Annotated in this window: 17 protein-coding genes; 3 read left to right on the top strand and 14 right to left on the bottom strand. The window is 47.3% G+C overall.

The annotated features are described in order from the left end of the window. Window positions 1-45: 45 nt before the first annotated feature. The 4 genes from rfbB to rfbA form a co-directional block, all read right to left on the bottom strand. A complete protein-coding gene (gene rfbB / locus DXD49_RS05210; protein WP_117794399.1) occupies window positions 46-1,065 on the bottom strand; it encodes a dTDP-glucose 4,6-dehydratase in 1,020 nt (339 codons plus the stop codon). A gap of 75 nt (window positions 1,066-1,140) precedes the next feature. Next, the gene (locus tag DXD49_RS05205; protein WP_117794398.1) at window positions 1,141-2,115 is read right to left on the bottom strand and encodes a hypothetical protein; all 975 of its coding nucleotides are present in this window, start codon (window positions 2,113-2,115) and stop codon (window positions 1,141-1,143) included. A gap of 9 nt (window positions 2,116-2,124) precedes the next feature. Next, complete coding sequence (locus DXD49_RS05200; protein WP_117767274.1) at window positions 2,125-2,562, bottom strand: DUF4869 domain-containing protein; 438 nt, start codon at window positions 2,560-2,562, stop codon at window positions 2,125-2,127. 95 nt (window positions 2,563-2,657) lie between these two features. After that, complete coding sequence (gene rfbA, locus DXD49_RS05195) at window positions 2,658-3,557, bottom strand: glucose-1-phosphate thymidylyltransferase RfbA (RefSeq protein WP_117794397.1); 900 nt, start codon at window positions 3,555-3,557, stop codon at window positions 2,658-2,660. Window positions 3,558-3,661: 104 nt separating this feature from the next. Here rfbA and DXD49_RS05190 point away from each other — a divergent pair, with 104 nt between their 5' ends. After that, window positions 3,662-4,690: an acyltransferase gene (locus DXD49_RS05190; RefSeq protein WP_117794396.1), complete on the top strand. Its 1,029-nt coding sequence runs from the start codon at window positions 3,662-3,664 to the stop codon at window positions 4,688-4,690. A gap of 25 nt (window positions 4,691-4,715) precedes the next feature. Here the strand turns inward: DXD49_RS05190 and DXD49_RS05185 are convergent, their stop codons facing one another. From DXD49_RS05185 to DXD49_RS05150, 7 genes are all read right to left on the bottom strand, one after another. Then, window positions 4,716-5,747 carry a polysaccharide pyruvyl transferase family protein gene (locus tag DXD49_RS05185; RefSeq protein ID WP_117794395.1) on the bottom strand — a complete coding sequence of 344 codons (1,032 nt, stop codon included), beginning with the start codon at window positions 5,745-5,747 and terminating at the stop codon, window positions 4,716-4,718. Beyond that, window positions 5,747-7,312: a hypothetical protein gene (locus DXD49_RS05180; RefSeq protein WP_147347834.1), complete on the bottom strand. Its 1,566-nt coding sequence runs from the start codon at window positions 7,310-7,312 to the stop codon at window positions 5,747-5,749. The genes DXD49_RS05185 and DXD49_RS05180 overlap by 1 nt, the downstream gene beginning before the upstream one ends. Before the next feature lie 9 nt (window positions 7,313-7,321). Beyond that, complete coding sequence (locus tag DXD49_RS05175; protein WP_117794393.1) at window positions 7,322-9,703, bottom strand: glycosyltransferase; 2,382 nt, start codon at window positions 9,701-9,703, stop codon at window positions 7,322-7,324. A gap of 1 nt (window position 9,704) precedes the next feature. Next, window positions 9,705-11,705: a DUF2142 domain-containing protein gene (locus DXD49_RS05170; RefSeq protein WP_117794392.1), complete on the bottom strand. Its 2,001-nt coding sequence runs from the start codon at window positions 11,703-11,705 to the stop codon at window positions 9,705-9,707. A 202-nt stretch (window positions 11,706-11,907) separates the two neighbouring features. Next, window positions 11,908-12,243 (bottom strand): DUF2304 domain-containing protein, encoded by a 336-nt coding sequence (locus tag DXD49_RS05165; RefSeq protein ID WP_117794391.1) that lies wholly within the window; start codon window positions 12,241-12,243, stop codon window positions 11,908-11,910. Window positions 12,244-12,248: 5 nt separating this feature from the next. After that, window positions 12,249-12,935 carry a glycosyltransferase family 2 protein gene (locus tag DXD49_RS05160; RefSeq protein ID WP_117758312.1) on the bottom strand — a complete coding sequence of 229 codons (687 nt, stop codon included), beginning with the start codon at window positions 12,933-12,935 and terminating at the stop codon, window positions 12,249-12,251. A gap of 821 nt (window positions 12,936-13,756) precedes the next feature. Continuing rightward, entirely contained in the window at window positions 13,757-14,701 is a 945-nt protein-coding gene (locus tag DXD49_RS05150; protein WP_117758313.1) for a glycosyltransferase, read from the bottom strand. A 36-nt stretch (window positions 14,702-14,737) separates the two neighbouring features. Here DXD49_RS05150 and DXD49_RS05145 point away from each other — a divergent pair, with 36 nt between their 5' ends. Both DXD49_RS05145 and DXD49_RS05140 read left to right on the top strand, forming a co-directional pair. Continuing rightward, window positions 14,738-15,835, top strand: coding sequence for a glycosyltransferase (locus tag DXD49_RS05145; protein WP_117794390.1), 1,098 nt, complete (start codon window positions 14,738-14,740; stop codon window positions 15,833-15,835). Window positions 15,836-15,868: 33 nt separating this feature from the next. After that, a complete protein-coding gene (locus tag DXD49_RS05140) occupies window positions 15,869-16,885 on the top strand; it encodes a glycosyltransferase family 2 protein (RefSeq protein ID WP_117794389.1) in 1,017 nt (338 codons plus the stop codon). A 146-nt stretch (window positions 16,886-17,031) separates the two neighbouring features. On the opposite strand, the gene DXD49_RS05135 is transcribed toward DXD49_RS05140, so the two are convergent. From DXD49_RS05135 to DXD49_RS05125, 3 genes are all read right to left on the bottom strand, one after another. Next, window positions 17,032-18,582, bottom strand: a complete 1,551-nt coding sequence (locus DXD49_RS05135) for an oligosaccharide flippase family protein (RefSeq protein WP_117758316.1) — start codon at window positions 18,580-18,582, stop codon at window positions 17,032-17,034. Window positions 18,583-18,597: 15 nt separating this feature from the next. Next, window positions 18,598-21,027 carry an NlpC/P60 family protein gene (locus DXD49_RS05130; protein ID WP_117794388.1) on the bottom strand — a complete coding sequence of 810 codons (2,430 nt, stop codon included), beginning with the start codon at window positions 21,025-21,027 and terminating at the stop codon, window positions 18,598-18,600. 127 nt (window positions 21,028-21,154) lie between these two features. Then, window positions 21,155-21,718, bottom strand: a 564-nt coding sequence (locus DXD49_RS05125) for a glucosaminidase domain-containing protein (protein WP_117794387.1), incomplete at its 5' end; no start/stop codon positions are given.

Genomic DNA, 21,718 nt, shown 5'->3' with positions numbered 1-21,718 from the left:
CGGCCCGGCGCGGGCACCCCGCGGCGCGGTCCGCCGGGGTTCGGCCTACTGCCCCTGCGCGCGGTAGCGGGCTTCGGTGGCCTCCTTGGCCGGGCGCCACCAGGCCTCGTTGGCGACGTACCAGTCGATCGTCTGCCTGAGGCCCTCGGCGAAGTCGGTGTGGGCCGGCCTCCAGCCCAGCTCGCGCTGGAGCTTCGTGCTGTCGATGGCGTAGCGGCGGTCGTGGCCGGGGCGGTCGGCGACCCAGTCGAAGTCCTCGGGGTCCTTCCCCATGGCCTCCAGGATCATGCGCAGCACGGTGATGTTGTCCTTCTCGCCGTCGGCGCCGATGAGGTAGGTCTCCCCCGTGCGGCCCTTGGTGAGGATGTCCCAGACGGCCGAGGAGTGGTCCTCGGTGTGGATCCAGTCGCGGACGTTCTCGCCGCGGCCGTAGAGCTTGGGGCGGACGCCGTCGACGATGTTGGTGATCTGCCTGGGGATGAACTTCTCCACGTGCTGGTAGGGGCCGTAGTTGTTGGAGCAGTTGGAGATCGTGGCGCGAAGGCCGTAGGTGCGGGTCCAGGCGCGCACGAGCATGTCGGAGCTGGCCTTGGTGGAGCTGTACGGCGAAGAGGGCTTATACGGCGTCTCCTCGGTGAACTTGGCGGGGTCGTCGAGCGCCAGGTCGCCGTAGACCTCGTCGGTGGAGACGTGGTGGTAGCGGATGCCGTGCTTGCGGACGGCCTCCAGCAGGCGGAAGGTGCCCTCGACGTTGGTGCGCAGGAACGGCTCCGGGTCGGCGATGGAGTTGTCGTTGTGGCTCTCGGCGGCGTAGTGCACGATCGCGTCGTGACCGGGGACGATCCTATCGAGCAGCCCGGCGTCGCAGATGTCGCCGACGACGAGCTCCACGCGGTCGGAGGGCAGCCCGGCGATGTTCTCGGGGTTGCCGGCGTAGGTCAGCTTGTCCAGGACGGTGACGTGGACGCCCGGGTGGTTGTCCACGACGTAGTGCACGAAGTTGCTGCCGATGAAGCCGCAGCCGCCCGTGACGATGATGTTCTTAGGTTCAAAAATCTCAGACATGAAAATCCAATCTGAAGCAAGTACAGCTTCTTTAGTATGCCGCAGGAAGTGACGCCGTGACACTATTCAACAAAACTATCGGACATTTCGGCATGCGATAAGAGCCATGACCTTCGCAGAATTACTTCCCCTACAAAACGCCTCCGGAATGCAGTCTTTGTCGTACCGGAAGACCGAATTCCCAGTTTTATCGCGTAAGTACTTATAGAAGAAGTCTTCCCAGCTTTTAAACTTCTCACTGTTTACAAAGGCTTCTGGGGTTTCCAAAACCGCCTTAACATCCAGCCCTGAAATTACGCCGGAGCTCAGCAGAAGCCATTCGAACGACTCGGGAAGACAAACCGTAACAGTATCGCGGTGAATGTCTTGCAGCTTAAGGACGCGGTCCGCATAGCACCCAAATGCCGCTCCGTCCGCAACAACAAACACGCGATCGTCGAGATGCTGATCCAACCAGCTCAAAATCGCGCTGTTCGTCATGGCCGAAGTACAGGTAAGCTCACTGTCAGCGAAATGCCGTTCAAAGAACTGGAAACCAGACTTACTATCCTCGCATAGAAGGATAGAAAAATCCTGTTTTGGCGCCGACCGGGAAATAGCATAACGATGATTCCCGCGATCTTGATAAACAGGGACGAAGGAATGGTATTTTCCGCTCGTCTTAATCTTGTAAATCTCATCCACGCTATACGGAAGATTGGGGAAATCAGCCCTTGAGATCAGCACGAAATAATTCGAGGAATACAGCACATGATGGGCAAACTCATCAGAATGGATCTCTTTTAAGCCCTCATCGACAAATACAATCGAGTCATGAACGGACGAAAGCTGGTTTCGCCAATCATAATCGGTCAGGGCGACACAGGGACAATCGCATTGCAAGGAAACGCCCGACTGCTCGCCCGTTCGCATGTAGTCTGCGACCATGTCAAACAGTGTCGTCTTACCCGTGCCGCTATCGCCACGCACAATAGTGATGTTCCGCTTGATGGTAAATGTGTACTTGGTTCCCCTGCGGCGGGAAATCTTAACGAGATGCGAACCGTTCATAAGCAGTACCTACAGATACGGAATCGACTCGTGAATCAATTCGGCCATGTTGTGAACGATTCGGCCGCTATTCACGACTTTAATTTTAAAATCCTCGCGACCAAAGTCCATCACATGATAGAGATTCACAACAAGTTTGCGGTCTTTCGCCATGTCGAGAATCCACTTGGCACAGTTGTCACCACAGGTAGAAGCGTTAAAAATTTGCTTACGATCAAATCTCATAAGCAGCAGCGTTTTCACGCCACCAGAAAGCTGGAGTGGGGAGATGGATCCAAGCACAGGGCTTTCGATGACGTTTTCGGAAACAACATCCGATCGATCAACATCTTTAATTATCGAGACTGCATAGGGATCCGTAATCCAAGAAGACCGGTAAGAGTTTTTGAAATATGTCGCTGTGTTGTAAATCGCTTCTGGCATATCGCCAAAGTAGACGCTTAACACATCCACTCCCAATCATATTGTCTTTATGGTCAACGTAATCATAACGAAAGGGGCCACCAGATAAACGGTGACCCCTAAAAGAAAACAAGCTTGCGCTAGTACTCGCGCGGGCTGTTGACGATCTCGCCGGCGGCGACCTTCTTCAGGTGCTGCCCGTAGACCGACTTGCCGTAGGCCCTGGCGGCCTCCTCGAGCTCGGCAGTGGTGATCCAGCCGTTCTCCCAGGCGATCTCCTCGGGGACCGAGACCGGCAGGTCCTGGGAGTGCTCCACGGCGCGGACGAACTCCGCGGCCTCGTGCAGGCTCTCCATGGTGCCGGTGTCCAGCCACGCGTAGCCGCGGCCGAGGGTGACGACGGACAGCGTCCCCTCCTCCAGGTACATCTGGTTGAGCGTGGTGATCTCGAGCTCGCCGCGCGCGGACGGCTTGACCTCGTGGGCCTTGGCGGCCACGTCGCCCGGGTAGAAGTACAGGCCGGTGACGGCGTAGGAGCTCTTGGGGCACTCGGGCTTCTCCTTGATGGAGACGGCACGGCCCTGCGCATCGAATTCCACGACGCCGAAGCGCTCGGGGTCGTCCACGTGGTAGCCGAAGACCGTGGCGCGGCCCGACTCGGCGTTCTGGACGGCGCGCGTCAGGTGACGGCTGAGGCCGTTGCCGTAGAAGATGTTGTCGCCGAGCACCAGGGCGCACGGCTCGCCGGCGATGAACTCCTCGCCGATGGTGAAGGCCTGCGCCAGGCCGTCGGGGCTCGGCTGCTCGGCGTAGGAGAGGTTCACGCCGTAGCGCGAGCCGTCCCCGAGCAGGCGCTCGAAGTTGGGCAGGTCGGTCGGCGTGGAGATGACCAGGATGTCCCGGATGCCCGCCAGCATGAGGGTGGACAGCGGGTAGTAGATCATGGGCTTGTCGTAGACCGGCAGCAGCTGCTTGGAGGTCACGAGCGTGAGCGGGTACAGGCGGGTGCCGGACCCGCCGGCGAGGATGATGCCTTTCATATAATCCGTCCTCTGTAATCGAAAATAGTTATAAATCAAGCGGTTAATAAGAGTTTAATATTCTTTAAGTTAAACCTTCTCAATATTAACGAAAGAAGCAATTGATGAACAACCGCAAGGACACAACCCGTAGAGACGACATAACGAACGTGAGGGCCCTTGCAATATTCCTTGTAGTCCTAGGCCACAGCATTATTCTGTATTCAAGTGCGTGGGGATATTATCCAACTGAACAAAAATCAATTCTGTTGGATAATCTCAAATTCTTAATTAACGGAATCCAGATGCCCTTGTTCTTTTCGTTATCTGGCTTTTGTTTTTTATGGAGCTGGAATCGATCAAGCGATTTTATAAATCAGGTCATTAAAAAAGCTCAACGCTTAATTATCCCCTATATCATGATTGGAATATGTTGGCTCTTCCCCATCAGGATGCTCGTTAAGTATCCCTACTACAATGGCCTATCTATACCGCACATCATTTTTAAATCAGTTCTGTTGGGAGAAGACAACGGTCACCTTTGGTTTCTCCCGACCCTATTTTTCATTACAGCAGCCACGTCGTGCATCTTTCAAATACTCGATAAGAGCCCTCTAGCATGTTTTAAGGTTCCGATAGTTTTCGGCGCTTCAATTTATCTTTACCATTTTGGAATACCGTCATCGAACAGATATATCAATTTGGCAGAAGCAAATGCGATATGGTTTGCGCTTGGCCTAACAATCCACTACTTGGAAGCAAACAAATGGTTCGAGAGTTATAAAAAGCGTAAAAGCCTATCAATAGTCCTAATACTAGTATTCCTTGTAAATTTACTAAAACAAGTGGTGCCCCCCATTGCTTCCACCGCCCTTACTTGCATGGCGGTTACATCAATTTATTGCGTCATCCCCCAAAAGGCAAACCTGCTAACCGAAAAGGTTAGCAAAAACAGTATGGGAATTTATCTTTTTCATTCTCCACTGGTTTACATTTCTTTTACCTACTGGCCCAACATAGCCCCAATGGCGATGGCAGCAATTAACCTGATTGGATTTGGATCAGTCGCCTATATGTTGACGAATCTAATTCGAGCCACAAATATGGGTTGGATAATCGGAGAAACGCCAGGGGCGCCGCACGATAAGAAATAGGAAAAGCAAAAGCCAAGAAATACAGCTAATTAAACTGTTTCTTCCATTTATCAATGCTTGCCCAGGGAAGGTCGATCTCCGTTTTTACGGGATGGTTAATCCAATCAGCTAATTTATGGAGATAGCCGTCCTCGCGTTCAAGAACGGGAAGTCCCGTGTCTTCACCGATTTGGCGGGCTCGATTATCAATTGCAATAATTAGAGAGCGATGTCCTCCATTTAAACAGCGGATGCCCGCATGGAGACGCGTCCCCACATAATCAAACTCCTCGGTTTCAATTACACGATTAAGCTCTTCGATATTGGGGCCTATGACATTAAATTGCTTCAGATCGACTATTTGATCAAGACACCAATCAACATCATGGCTTCCTTGAATCCAAATCGTTACCTTTTCGTATTCCGACGACAGCAATTCCAGCATCTTACGGTCACGTTCCGCATCGAAACAATAATCGGTAATTGACGTAACAACGTTTTTAGAACGCTTAGAGGATATCTCGAGTTGCCTAGATGGGGTTAACGACCACATGGTCGGACATGCGGTATTAAGAACATTCTCTATGCCAATAGAGTTAAGCCTCTTCTTAGTCATTTCATCTCGAACACTATGAAGATATTCATCGGATAGCAAGGTTTTATAGAACTTCTTTGTATAGGCGTCGATAGCATCGTCCACCCCAATATCAGACATGCCCACGCCGAACAAAACAACATTTCTATTATTGCCCAACCGCTTGGCAAGCGCCCATTGCTGCTGATCAGCCATATGCGTATACAGAATATTGGTGCCGCACAACAGCTTTACGTATTCAGGATACATTTCAAGCTCTTTGGAATAATAGTGCGTTGCCACATGGGGCAACGCACCGCCAAAGATTTGATCCGCGATACAGCCACAGGCATCCATGATCACATGGTCACCAGAGTTCTCGCTTCCCATAGCCGTATCCAAAAGGAGATAGCGTTCTTGCTTAACACCATCGGATTTTTCATCGTGCCTGCGCGATGTCGCAGAGGCTTTAAGTAGCTGAGTCCATTGGTTAAAGCGCGCCATTAGTTTCTCCGAAATAAACGTTTGAGTAGAGCAACGTGACCGCCTTCGACGCCCGTCGAAGCAGAAGGCTGAAACGGTTCACAATAATCATCAGATAGGTTAAAAACGGCAGACACGCTGCATGCGCCACTTTCAACCGAACGAACAACAGGATGAGCGTTGCGAGAAGGCGAAAGACAGACTAGTTGGCTTAGCTCGGCGACACAAAGCGGATTCTTGCCGTCTTCCGCAAAAGAGTATATATGAATGCGAAGATAGGCCTCTTCATCATCATTTAAAAACAGCGGAACATGCCCCGCAAAAAGACCGTCCCTAGATTCAAGACTAATCCAGCGAATATCAGACTGATCAAGGGCACACCAAACTGCCGCGCGAACATCCACAGGCATCAAAGACGACTCAAAACGCACAGTCAAATCAACAGAAGAAGCTTGAATGAGCGTTTGAGACATGGCAGACGATCGCAATCGAGCATCAGCGAGATGATCGCTGAGCAAGAAGACCTTACTTAGTTCTTCGGTTTTTAGCACATTCCCGAAGGCGGACTTCCCGCTAACCAAGGATGGCTCTTCATTCAGATAACGTGTAAAGGCCTCGAAGAACATTTCATTTTCACGCTCAATCGACGTGCAGCTAAATCGATTAGGCGAATCGCATTTTGAGCCTGAAAGAGCCTCAAGAATAGAAGAAGCAATGCCGCAAGCAGAGGGCTCAGCGAGGTGGATGGTGCCCTCCGGAAAGTCGAGTAGATTATTCTCACGGTTTATTTCAATTACCGAAAGCTTCGATGCAAGCATTTCGAAAGGCAGGCGAGAGGGATTAGTCACGCTCAACGATACGCCGGCAACACACTTGGCATAAAGCGAGGCGCATTCATCAGCGGTCAAGATGCCGAGGCTGCGTACACGTGGATCACGAATGGGAGGCATTGCGTCTTCGCCGTATAAATATACGACAACTGCATCGTCGAGCTTGAGAAGCAATTTAATTGCATCAAGCAACATGCCAGACAAACGCCGATCCTTATTGGATTGATAAATAGCACAGACGGCATACTCTCTGCTTAGATTTTGTTCCTGCGCAGTATATATATCGCTAACGCCAAAATCACAATATGGGACTTCATGCGAATAATAGGGTTCAACTTTTTTAGAAAGCCATCTGCCTATTGTTATGGGGTTTAGTTCATAACGATAACTTGCTTCGGCATTTAGATACATCTCCCCCATCGGATAGAACCAAGGTTCAAAATCCTGAATGAAGTAGAACTTATGGGTGCACTTCTGCATAGATGCAAAGTGCGCCGTATTCCAAGCGGTGGCGATTACTGCAAAAAAATCCTCGGACACACTCGGAGCCACACGAACTTCTTTAGGCGAATAACCAAACCAATCCTTTATTTCGGTCTGAACTCTATGAGCACTTTTGTATGCTTCACAGCCCGGCATAATGTAAAAGTAGTTCTCATATCCGCGAGAATCTAGAAAGGAAGCCTTGCTGCAGATGGTTCGAAAGCCGCCAGAACCCTTTGCCGGCGGAGATATTATCCAGGCAATTTGTTTCATTTAAAGCACTCAAATCGCTTCGTAGTCAAAAGGATCGAACTTATATAACGCTGCGCGCTTGGGATCTCGAGAAAAGTTAACGGAGAACCATGGATCTCCCTCAGAGAAACGCTCGGACCAGTTATGCAACAATCGTGCCTTATCCTCAAAATGCTTATGAGAGCGAGATTTACTATCAAGGGATTTGTCAACACATGCCATATGGTAGAGACATGCCTCTGGTGTATAGATCACTTTTAACCCAGCTTGAGAAGACTTGAAGCAAATATCAACATCCGAATAGTCAAGAAGATACGACTCATCAAAACCACCCAGACGATTAAAATGTTCGCGTGAAATAGCTAAACAGACACCGCTCACCGCCGATACATCCCTTACAGTCAATGGCATATAGATATAGCCAGGAGAAGAGCGATGAATGCCTTGCGACAGGTTGACGATTGATTCTCCAACATAAGACAGGCCTGCCTGCTGCACAATGCCGTCAAGATCGCACGTCATTGTTCCAACGACGCCAACATCCTCTCGTTGAGAAAAACCGACGAGAGTCTTTAGCCACGAGGAGTCTAGTGCCTGAATATCGTCATGAATAAAGACGAGTTGCTCGCCACGCGCGGCGAGAGCACCGGCATTTCTCCACACAGATATATTAAAGGGGTCATCAAGCGCGTGAACGATATAGCGGCAACGAAGTCCAGAGCTCGATTGCTTAACAGCAGCTTCCGCTTCCTGCGAGCACACGAAAACGACTTCAAGATCATCAAAATCGGTGTCATTGATTGAAGATACAAGAGTCGAAAGAACCGAAGAATTGCCGCGGGTGGTAACGATTAATGAACAGGACTCAGATGAAGGAACATCATAAATGGGGCTATAACGAAAAGCACGATTATGAGAATTGACCACAGTCGCCTTGATACCGCATCTATCAAGGTGCTCCTGAACAGCTTTTATTCCAGCGAGGGTTGCATAGGGTTTACTATCGGAATTACCCGCAGTCGAATTCTCGCTTATTCTCCAGTGATACAAGATTTTAGGAACGTGATGGATCGTCCCACCAAGTTCGGCAATCTTCAGCACCATGGCATGGTCCTGGGCGCCATCCAACTCGCTGTTAGAAAGGTCAATTCTGTCTAAACATGCCCTCTTAATAGTAAGAAGGTGGCAAATATAATTATTGTCTCGAGCCATATCAAGACTAAAATCCGGCTTAAAAGTAGGATGAGCCAAGGACCCATCAGGCAATAGCTTATCTTCATCACAGTAGAGAAGATTAATATCCGAATTTTGATTTAGAGCGTGTGCATACTCAAACAAGATATTCGGTTCGAGAACATCATCATGATCGAAAAAGCAAAGGTAGTCTCCCTTGGCCATCTTGATTCCGACATTGGTGTTCTCAGTGATACCTAGATTGCCCTCAAGATCAGTCACTTTAATTCTAGAGTCTGCAGTCACGTACTCGGAAACCAAGTCGCTAAGTCCATCGTAATCTGGCGTAGAGTTAACCAGGATGAGTTCCCAATTCGAATACGTCTGAGCAATCACAGAATCAGCCATATCCCTGAAGAAATTCAAGGGAGTCTTATATAGAGGAACGATGATTGAAAACAAGGGCTGGTATGCAAGTCTTATTTGTGCTTGTGCCCGCGAATCGGATCCAGTCAATCTGCGCCCAGAAAACCAGGACAAATAACGGGGTTGATCGAATGCACACGCATGATTCCGATCAGCCTCATCCAAAAGCTCTTTAAGCATATCTTTCTTTAGATTGATAAACGTATCTAGATGACCAGAAGCCCTGTGTATGCAAATGCACAGGCTATCCCCGACCTCAGGAATATGAAGAGAGAAATTTATTAGACCAGGATTCGCATCGGCTATTAATTTATTAAATAACAAAGATTCCCCAACAACGCAGGCTTCTTCATTAAAAGCGACAATACGATCACCCTCAAGGTAATCAGTACCCGAAAGAACACCTCTAACGATTACGCCATCAACGCAGGGAATAAAGCTCTCAATTTGGATAGAAGCGAGCGCATGCACGCCAGAACGGTCAATATTGCGAAATTGTCCACAATGCTCCGCGCGCAGCAAGCCGTTAACTTTCGACTCAATCGAAAACTTGCCAGGATTGATGCGGCGCTGGTAAATTACATTATCTCCGCTAAAGAAAGACAGCGATTGGTCGACACCAAAATCGGCAAGAACAGCAACAAATTCAGTCTCTGAAATAGGAATGATTCTTGCGGGCAGAATTTGCCCATTAGGTGATTGCGACTCAACAGCATCAGGAAAAACGGATGCGGCTTCATACAGTAGATATAGCTTGCCGTCGCCACGGCAATTTAGCTTATTGTTAAATTCGGTATTAAAAACTATGCCCATATCAGCAACACTTTCCAACAACTAAAACAAACTCGCAAATCGTAGCCAAAGTAAACGGGAATACGAGGCATATCAATATGAATCGTTTGCTGTCCCCAAAGACCAAGCGACTTTGGTTAAGGATAAACGATAGGCACGGAACCAGAAGTGGCAAAAGGTAACGACTCTGGCAACCATTAACTGTCCCCAATCCAACGGGAGTAAAAGACACATAAAGTGCAGTTGCCACCAAAATCACCGTAAACAAAAACACAAATGAGGCCCATAGAAATTGTGCGAGACCAATATGATTAACGCTAATCGAATCGGCCGAAAAAAGCCCAAACAACAATAGGCAAACAGCTGGAAGCACCTGAACCAACCCACGGATTGCATTTACAGAAATCTGAGCAGCAAGCGATCCAAGGTATGCAAAGTTCAATGCATATCCAGAAGAGGTTATCGGATTTAAATAATAAGTTGAAAAATAATTGGCGAGTATTTCCGCGTAGCGCAATGGATCAGCGAGAATGAAAGCGATTTGCTGACCAGAGTTAACATCGGAGCCGCCTCGCATATCGCCAACGTTAGATCCGCTGGCCGTTGAAAACAAGAACGGAAGCGCAAATGAGGCAAAAGCAATCAAGCCCAAAACAAACACGGCGGCATAGTAATGAACTCGTTGCTTCGAGCCCGCAAAACGATTACGCGGAACCATAAAGAAAAGACCGATTATCGGAAAATACACAGCTTTGACTGCGAGTCCTAAAAAGGTAAATAAAAATGCGAGTGCTATATTGCGAACTGTAAATTCATTTAAATCACCCCATGCATACCTCAAAAAATAAGCAAAACCGAGAATGATAAACGAAATGAGCCATGCATCATATGAGAAACATGACGCAAGAAAGATCGAAGTTGGCAGCATTCCCACAAAAGCAAATAGTCCCTTTTTTGAGGGCGTAACCTTGATTGCAATGGCAATTGAAAGACAGTAACTAAATAAATTGCAAATCCGAGCGAATTGAATCATAGAAGAAAAATCGAAATGCAGAAGGCGAGCGAGCCAAAGGCCAATTGCCGATGGAATATACCCAATGCTGCTAAGCGTATAAACGAATTCTTCATGCTTGTTAACTTGCACATGACCAGAAGCGATATCAGATCTATAGGAGCCATTCAACTGCCTAGCATGCTCAAGAATTTCCGCTCGATCAAAATGGGAAAGAGAGGGCTCTTCATAGCCCTGTGCACGACGGACCGCTTCGTCAGTAAAGTTAATATCCGAATCAGTTTTTTGAGTTTCAAATAAATAAGATGTCGAAAGGGCATTGGAATAGTGAATTTGATCATCCCATGAAATACCCGTCGTTATCGGAGTGCTCACCACAAGGAAAACACCAATTGAGAATGCAGCGATAAAGAAAGCAACAGGAAGGGCAGAATTTCTCTTTCGAATGCCCGAGCAAGCCGTGAAAACCGAAGTTATGATTACCAGCAGGAAATAAACAACAGCATTAATGAACCCATTCACGAATGCAATCGTAGAGCAGCCAAAAACAATAAAGAATGCGATAATCAGCAGGGAAACGTAATCGGTAGCCTTGACCCTCGCCGAAGCAGAATGGAACAACGCTTTCAGAGAAAAGCCGCTTTGGAATAAATAGAGTATTGCGCAATAGGAAATCAGAAAAAAGAATATGAGCCGCTTTTTATTCCAGTCAGCAATATTCGAGAAATGAGAAGCCGGCGAGCCAAGAACGGTGCAGCCCTCCCAGATGACCGCCACAGCAAATGCCGTAAGCAACAGGACTAATAATTGAGCGCAGCGACCAGAACAGTTGCCACGCTTTTTTTCATCATCTGAGGAAAGGAAGATACAATATGATTGCCAAATGGCAACATCTACAACGACGCAATAGAGCGCTAAAACGAACAGCTGTGAGACAGAGTGGTTCACATAAAAGTGCTTCATGCACAGAAGCTCGACAATAAAGAGAAGAGCAACGAAGACGGCTTTCATTATTTGCTTTTGGTTTACGCATCGAGACAACACGGGGCTAATTCACCTTTATCCAAATCAAGCTGCAAGGGCCCTCGAAGAATCGTTCCCAGTCATCTGGATGACAAGTATGGGCACCAAGCACTGTTCACAACTGTTGAAAGAAATATAAGTAGAGACATTCCCATCCGGATGATTTATACGCCAAAGCGAAACGCATAGCCTACTTTTCCTTCTCCCTACTTAACGCAACAGCCTGAACAAGCGAGTTCAAACGCTCTTCCTGTCGAGAGAGGCGAAGAGAATTGCAGAAATCACGGACCACAAGAACGGCAATAACGTAAAGGAACACGAAGTTAGAAGCCGACATGAAACCAAATAGACTTGAAAGCCACATTGCAACTTGTGGAAAAACGCCCAAAATTACAAAACTGACGCTGAATAGCAGCCAAAACAGAGAATCCAAAACTTGCATTTGGGATTTTTTTAATTTGCGCAATACGAACACGAATACCAAAACAGCGCAAACGAGAAGCAAAATACGAAGAGAGATCGGCAAATGGATCACCTAAACCACTGAACGACAAGGAGCGTAACGAAAACACGAACCATATACTGCATAGACCTAACAGGGTTAAGATAGCTCTCGCCACCTTGACGCTCGCGCATCTTAACCTGTACCTCTGAAATAGAATACCCTTGCTTCAAAAAGAGAGCGAGAGATTCTGGTTCCGGATTTAAGGTATTGTCGTAATAGTATTTCGTAAGAATATCCCGCCCAAATAGCCTAAATCCAGACGTGGGGTCACTGATCCTCTTGCCTGTCAGAATCTTTATTAGCACCGTAATCATACGCGAGCCGATCATGCGAAGCGTCTTGTCTTTGCGCACGCTTACAAACCTAGAGCCAATGACAATATCTGATCCATCAGATTGAGCCCTATCAACAAGGACCTTTATATATTCCGGACAATGCTGGCCGTCAGCATCAAACTGAACCATATAGTCATATCCATGATCAACCGCATAACGCGCAGCCGTCTGAAACCCAACGGTCAAACCACAGTTAATGGGCATATCAATGATGTCACAACCAAGATCCTTGCAGATAGCTAGCGTTCGATCTCGAGACCCATCATTGATAACAACAAAATCAAACTCAGGTGCAATTTGCCTGAGCTCGCATATCGTCTTTTCTATGCATTCCTCCTCATTATAAGCAGGAATAGCAATAAGAGTTTTAGGTGTCATATACACATAAACCGATCTCTAGTTTTTCTCATTATTATAGCGAGAGATATACAAATGGTTAAATAGACACAACGAATGGTGCACCCTTGATTATCAACCCTTGATTATCAACTTCATCCGAACACCTCCCACATTCATCCGCACATGTGCGGATGAATGTGGGAACCCGATACCCTGAGGGCCGAACCGGTTGGCCCCGGGGACTCGAAGGACGGCATGTCCGGAAAGAAGAAAAAGGGTTCCGAGAAGGCGACCCCGAGTATCTACGGCAGGCGCTCACCAGACACGAAAGGGACACGGTCCAGAAGATGCTGGAGCTGGACGCCCGCGCGCCTCCAGGGCGATGCTCGGCGGCGATGCGGAGGCGCTGCTAGACGCCTACAGCCTGGAGGACGTGCCCATCGGAAGACTCGACCTGGCGCCGAGCCTCATCGAGAGGGCACGCGCAGAGAGGCGCGACGCCCCGCTGGCCTAGCCCAAAGGCAAAACGGAAGAGGCGGACCGACCGTCCGGCTGAGTCTGGAAAGAGGTGCCAGACTGAGGGCGGAGAATGGCCCCCGGACCTATCGAACACATATCCACCGTTCCTTCAACTGGGGAAACGGCGCCCCCGGGGTCCATGGGGGTCGCGGGGGGCGTTCGGCTAGCCGCGGGTACGGACTTCTGCGCAGTGTGTTCGGCTGAGATCGGAAATCAACCACGAATGGTGCACACGGCATCGAGAACCCCGCAACAAACCTAGCCCTAGATTTCAAAGCTAGCAATCTTCCGAGTGTTGAACGGCATGGTTGCGCCATGTCTCTCCAAGCGTAGGTGCACAACTACGAGGTTTTCTCAAAAGTCTTAATTGTAACCACACGCGCCATATTAATGACATTCATTAAATACGACTTAGAGCAAAATGGGATTTGAAGCAATTGGGAAATACCTTTTGCTCGATTACCAGAATGAATATTTCTCAACCCATTATTAAATAATGCATTTGCCTTTAGATAGTTCTCAGCTCGTCGCCGATCGAACCGCTCGGCGACGATTGTATCAATCTTATCGACATCCAGTGATCGGCCCTCTTTGAAAGCTGAACGTAAACACTGAGAAACAACGAACTGTTTATACAAATTGCTACGCGAAATGCTATTAACAGTCATTCTGTATCGAATGAGCGGCTCTGGAACATTTCCAATAGTGAACCCTTCCAGCTCGGCACGCAACAGTAAGTCATAATCTTCTGCTAGCGGAACAGACCGATACCCCATTTCAAATACAGACCTTCTTCCAAACCAACTCGGATGAGGTACGCAATTTCTAATCATAAGAGAACGCCTAACGCCTTCACTCGAACTTGGAATTGAATCAACGAGATATAATTGACTACCGTCTTCGTCAATGGCGTTCAAATAAGAACCCACTAGGTCAAGCTCATGTTCTTCAAGATACGACAACTGCCGTTCAATGCGCTGCGCCTCAGAAATGTCATCTGAGTCCATTCGGCAGATATACTGACCGCGTGAGACCTTGAACGCCCTTTCCAAAGATGCAGCAAGACCAAGATTGCGTTCATTTCTCACGAGGCAAATCCTACTGTCATGAGAGCTATAGTTTTGAGCAATATCGTAAAGTGTGTTGTCATCTGGATTATCAAAAACAACAACCACCTCGATTCGATGATAGGTCTGCTTTAAAATAGACGCTAGTGCCTCAGTAAAATCTTTGGCGCTCTCCCTATAACAAGGCATGAGCACTGAAACCAACTGTGAATCTGTCAACTAAAACCTCCAACACCGCTGCGGGAGCAAACGCTAATGAAAACTACCGATAGTTTAATAGTCCTTCATGTGGCATATATTACAAGTGATTTCGCTTCTGGCGTGTCTACAGTGGTGCCTCAATACCTAAATGAGCAGTCAGAAATAAAGGACATGAATATAGCTCTATTAAATCTTACAAACTACAGACCTAAAGATGCGAAATATCCCGTCTTCTATCAGTCATGCATAGAAAAACTTCCTGAACCGTTTTGCAATCCGTCACTCGTAATATTTCATGAGATATATAGGCCAGATCACATTAAACTAAGCCATTGGCTCAGAAGACGTGCGATCCCATACATCATCACACCACATGGGTCTCTAACATATGTGGCGCAAGAACAGCATCATTTAGCTAAACAATTGCTTAATGTTTTCTTCTATAACGCCTTTATTCGCAATGCTGATTGTATCCATTTTCTATCGGAAAAAGAGGCGATGAGTTCAAACGGCTTTAAACATAGGAAAGCAAGCATTATTCCAAATGGTGTTAGCATCCCAAAAGCCAAAGCCTCAAACTTAGACAGCCGCATCGCGCTTTTTATTGGCCGCCTAGATATAGAGGTCAAAGGTCTTGATCTACTGATCAAAAGTCTGCCACTAATTGCTGATGAGCTAAGAGGGCTCGGAGCAAAAATCTACATCTACGGTCCAGACGAAGATGGGTCTATGGCCAAACTGGAACTACTTATTGCCGACAATCAAGTATCCGATATTGTTTTATTAAATGGTCCAGTTAATGGTCAATCTAAAGCGGACGCTTTTCTCCAATCGCAGTTTTATATCCAACTTTCACGCACTGAAGGTTTCCCGACGTCTGTTTTGGAAGCACTAGCATATGGCCTCCCAATTATTGTTACCGAGGGAACCACATGGAAAGAAACAGCGAACAATAAAGGAATTGGAATCGGTGTAGAATCTGATCTCGAAGCCATTTCTAAAGCAATTCTCACGCTGTTCAATGACGATGAACTTCGTTGTAAACTTGCAACTGCAGCTAGAAAGTATGCAATTGAACACTTTCAATGGAAGGCCATTGCCCAGCGTCAATTTATTTTATACAGGGACATTGTAAACGGGCTTTCTAACTAACCATCTTGTTCTTCCAATACGGAAAGGGACTAAATGCTGTTTTCAATTATTATCCCTGCATATAATGCGGCATCCAGTTTGCCGGAAACGCTATCATCCATCTACCAACAAATATATGACGGCTATGAAATTATCCTCATTAATGATGGATCAGCAGACGCTACTGAAAGTGTCTGCAAAGTGTTTTGTGAATCTCACAACAATACTCATTACGTTAGACAAAATAATATGGGCGTATATGAGGCCAGGCGAAAAGGCGCGGAGATAAGCGCCGGAGATTACCTGGTCTTTGTTGATGCGGATGATTCTTTGCGCTTCGATACCCTATCTATTCTTGCTCGCGAAATCGATAAGTGCAATCCAGACATAATCTGTTTCAGCTATACAAGAAACCCAGACTATTCAAACGATCCGTTTATCAATCCCGCCCTTCCGTCTGGCATCTATGAAGGTGACGATCTCGACGAAGTCAAAAAATGTTTGGCGCGAGGGAAACTCAATTCAATTTGGGGAAAGGCAATCAAAAGAAACTGTCTGATTGACGATTTAAGCAATACCGATACAAAGAGAATCGATTTTGCAGAAGATTTTCTGCAAATGATACCCATAGTCGATTCAGCCAGATCGGTTTTACAAATAAGTGATGCGCTGTATTATTATAATTGTCAAAACGGACAAAGTGCAACACACAGCTATAAGGAAAAACAGCTTTCAGATTTAACCTTCGTCACCTCAAGCCTAGTGAAAATCGCTGCTCGTTGGGGAGAAGAAACAGAAAGGCTGGCATGGAAAACAAGAACGGAACAGTATCTTTATCTCCTATCGATCAACGAGCTCAGTGACAATAATGAGACCAAAAAACGTAACTTTGTTTCAATTTCAGAGGCCTTATTTAATCCCTCAATTAAAGCTGATGTCCCTTGCAGCACCTACAGACCTGACAGCTATTTACTGTTCCTTGCGGCAAAGAATAAGCACTATTTGTTATCTCGAGTAGTAATACGCTGTTGTGAACAGCTAAAACTATTGATACTGAAAATCTTGAGCTAATCGCCCTGTTGTCATCGCTCATTTTTCCTGGCACCGAGTAGTAAAACCAACCGACTTAGCCTTCGATAATCAAATGTCAGGCAAGCCGGTTGGTCATAAAAGTAATGAAAGAACATTAGGCTATTCTGCTTAACAAGCGTCACAGATTATCGCTTGATAAATGCAGATATGCTCGTCTTTTCGGATTCGTTTAGCCCAAACATCAAAACCAAGAAGAAATAGATAAAGAAATAAATTATTGCTGACACCAAAACCACCACAAGGCCAGATAAAAGGCTTTTAATTAGGTTATAGAGCAGCAGCAAAGCCCCCGTACCGGCAATAACCAAGACGGAAAGTTTGGCAATTTCAAGCCAAAATTTCTTTATGTTCAACCCAAGCTTTTCAGAATAATACCAATTCATACAGAAACCGTTACCTATAACCATAGCGATGGCTGTTGAAACTGCTGCGCCCACTATGCCCATAAGCTTGAGCAATATAATCGTCACGACCACGTTGACAAGCGCAATCGCAAGATACATATACCCCCTATACAGGTAAACATTCGCAACCTGCATTATGGTAAGTCCCAGGTTCTGAATTAAGTCAATGGTAAATGGAACCATTACGATCAAGGCGATATAGAAAGCGTCTATATAGTCCTTACCAGCCCAAATAATGATGAAATCTTTCCCCAGAACAATAAATAAACTAAGAACAAATCCGCAGACGATAAAGGAAATGCGACCGACTTTAATGAAGAGATCCGAAATTTCAGACATATCCTTATTCTGGCAATACAGTTCTGAAACTCGAGGAAGAAAAACTGAAGAGGCTGCCGTACCGATTGTCATATAAATCGTGTAGATTTGAGATCCAACAGAATATACCGCAACGGCGGCAGCACCAAAATAATAGCCGACAATTAATTGATCGGTTTTCCAGAAAATCTGGTCAGCAATCGTCACCAATACAATCGCGCCGCTAAAAAATAGCAATCCTTTAGCCAGTTTCATGTCCCAGCCATGATATCTGAAACTAATGTGCAGATTATATTTAGCAAACAAACGCTGACTCACCGCGCACAACACATTTGTAACAAGCACAACTAAACATACGGCTAATGCATTCTTAAAAATTGTCGTAAGTCCATACACTATGAAAGGCTGAGCTATTAGGGCGGCCAATTGCGAGCCCTTCAAAAAAACGAACCTTTCATTAGCAGTTATCGCCGCAACGCTAATAGTGTTGTTCATGATAACAATTGTGTTGATCCCTAATACAACAAGCATTGCGGAACACTCATCAAGCTGTGAGTTTGTAAAACTGGCTGAATATACAAACCGAACAACCACGGCGAGAACGCAACTTATTAGCATCACGAACACAGATAGGACCCAGTACAGACGCCTAGCTATTGCGAGAGTATTCTCCATTAAGTCATTTTTGCCCTCTGCCATATACTTGCAATAAAAACGCCCAACACCGGCAGACAAAATCCCATTAATGGAAACTATATAAGACATGATAGAGCCTATCAATTGATAGAGTCCATATTCGTCTTGTCCAATGTTTTGCAACAACATCGGAACATATACAAAGCCGACTAAAGCCTGAGCCAGTATATAACCATATGTAATTATTATGCCAGTAAGTCTTCTGCTTGCGCTACTTATCAGAATCACCGTTTCACAATTAGTTGCTTCAAATACCATTCAGAAATTAAAGCACTATTTAATCAGAACAACCGATTGCCGAACCTCTCCTTTGTTCGCATTGTTAAAACAGGGTCCGATTAAATTCCCAGGCAGAATTTGATGCCACATTTTATTGTCATGCGGATTATCTCCCCAGAAGAACCCAATATGACAGTCGATTGATCCGTCAGTCTTAAAGAAGATAATATCTCCCTTTTGAGCATAACCACTATTTAGCATATCTTGGACAGTACGGAACTCATACATTTTGCATCCCAAATCTCGAGCATAGCCATACCATCTCCAAGCGTTAATATAGCCGCCACCGCCTGGCCCCCCAGCCCAAGGAGAGTGATTATTATTCTGCGCAATACGATTGACATCGCCACCAACCGCAGCATAAGCATGGGCCACGAAGCCAGTGCAATTCATGCCAGTATAGCCATCCCATCTCGGGGCACCTTTTGGGTAAAGGCAACTATCATAGGAGAAGCCACCGGAATATCTCGTTCCTAAATAATAGCCATCAAATTGATGCGTCGTAAGCCAAGTGACGAGTCCAATACGACTAACCCCCAAAACCGTTGAGCTGCCAAATGGGCTGTAGTAAATCTGAGTCGACTTCGACTGGAGAGTGCCATCAGGAAGCAAGACATCGCAGTAAAGATCGAAATAACCATCTTGCAATCCAAGTGCAGAGGGATTGAAATAAGCGTCATTCACACTGGAAAATTCTTTTAGAACACCCCATTTACTCCAGTCGGACTTGGCCCAAACAAATTTAAACTGAAATTGTCCAGATTTTTCAGCTGCAAGCGTTCCCAAATCAGCTCGAACTCCCCAAGAATTATTGCCATCAGTCGAAATTGCAGTAATCCTCGAGAAATCCCAACAGCTAATGATTGTTCTTTTTGTTTGGACAACTCCATCTGACCCCGAAACGTCACAGATCAATTCATAGTCTCCGGCGTCTTTTGGAGCCCATTGCAAGTGTGAACTTGTGCCCTGTTGAGCAACGCCCCAGTCAGCCCAATTATTCTTATTCCAGACGAACTTATACTGTAAGTAATTAGTATCACCCGAGCATCTAGCATCGATCTCAGTGCTTTCATTAGGCCTGACAAGCGTTGCAGAAGAACTCAGGGACTCGTAATTCCACTTCTCGGAGCCAATCGAGCATTCAGTCTTCGAGGTCATCGTCTGATCGTTGGCCTCATCAATAACATCAACAAAAACGGTGACAGCGCCAGATTTATCGACTCTCCAGTCAATTGAGGATTTACCTCTGCCGGAGTCAATCACACCCCATTCAGCCCAGTTGTTCCGCATCCAAACATATTTGTATGAAATCTGATTATTCTTTCGGATGGTAATCCGAGGTGTAATTGAAAGCGTATCCCCTACGCACAAATTGGATGAATCAGATTTCAAATCTATTGAAGTGAAGTTAGATAGATTTCTCTCCACCCTGACGGGGAACCTCCAGGTCCTCACGTTGCCGGCCGAATCGACGGCGTCGACCAAGATGTTGACGTCGCCGGCGACCTCCGGCACCCAATCGCAGGAGGCCTCGGGCCCGAGCTGGCGGATGGTGCCCCACCTGGACCAGCCGCCCTGCTCCCAGACGAACTTATAGCGGACCGAGCCCGAGTTGCCGGACGCGGCCAGGCCGAGCGAGCAGCGGTCGCCCAGGAGAGGAGACCCTCCATCGGACGCCTTTGCCGAGAGGCCGTCGACAGAGTAGTCCTCTGAGATGCGAACGGGGAGTCTTGACGTCGACGTGAGCCCGCCGACCGTGACGTCGGCATAGAGAGTATAGGAGCCGGAAGACGGGGGCGCCCAGGTACAGGCGGCGGACTCAGATGCTGCCTGGATGACGCCCCACTTGGACCATGAGCCCCGTTCCCAAAGGAATTTAATCTTTGCGCCGGGAGCCGCCGCGGCGGAGATATTGACCTTCATTCCGCCGCTCCACTCGAGCGTATCCCCGCCGCTCACGGAAAGGCGACAGGCATCCACCCTGACGGGGAACCTCCAGGTCCTCACGTTGCCGGCCGAATCGACGGCGTCGACCAAGATGTTGACGTCGCCGGCGACCTCCGGCACCCAATCGCAGGAGGCCTCGGGCCCGAGCTGGCGGATGGTGCCCCACCTGGACCAGCCGCCCTGCTCCCAGACGAACTTATAGCGGACCGAGCCCGAGTTGCCGGACGCGGCCAGGCCGAGCGAGCAGCGGTCGCCCAGGAGAGGAGACCCTCCATCGGACGCCTTTGCCGAGAGGCCGTCGACAGAGTAGTCCTCTGAAACCGGCGAAGTTGCACTTAAATCATCGGCCCGTGTTGAATCTTCAATCTGTGATGGAGACAGGCCCGCTTCGCTCAAACCAAAGCAAGGAGTTACGGCCAAACAGAAATAAAAGAAGAAAAAAGCGACACGGACAGCCTTACTTCTAAAGAAATGCATATAGAACCTCCCCGATAGTTCACTCGAACATAATATTGCTAGCAAGTAACAATTTAAGGCCAAGATTTACCATACAAGTAAGGTCGACTACAACCAGCGCAGTCGACCTAGAGAATTCATATTGATGTTAGCCAATTAAAGAAATAATGCGCGCAATATTCTGACCATATGTGTCACCCGGAACAGCCCAGCGGCCATTTAAATCTTCCAAATATGGCGCAACTCCGAGAAAACCCTTAGACTGAAGGACTTCATATCGAGGATCCACACAAGCGTTATTCAACGCCGCACCAGTAGCATATCCTTTAAGATGCTGGACTTGGGCAAGCAAGCCCTGATATACATCGTCAAATCTAGCGCCTCCCGATTGTTGATTGACGGCGCCCAGTCCGGCGAAATTGCACTGATTCGGCTTTACGGAACCTCCAAATTGCAACCATCCAGTCTCAAGCATAGCCTGAGCAAAAACAACTTCCGGACGAACCCCTTCAGAAACAGCGGCTTCGACAATTAATGAACAAAAATCGCGAATAGTAGGTGCTCCCTTTGAAATAAATTCGTCTGAGGGATATGTATGTCCTGTTGATTCATATAAGTTCACCATAGCATCAACTGAAGTCTGCAGACTTCCCATAATTGGAGTACCCTCCACCGTGACCTTGCGGGTCAGGTGCCTCTCGGCGGAGCCGTC

The sequence above is a fragment of the Collinsella sp. TM05-38 genome (assembly GCF_003466445.1).
Lineage (GTDB): Bacteria > Actinomycetota > Coriobacteriia > Coriobacteriales > Coriobacteriaceae > Collinsella.
The sequence above is the reverse complement of the archived record's forward strand: the minus strand, read 5'-3'. Positions and strand labels throughout refer to the sequence as shown.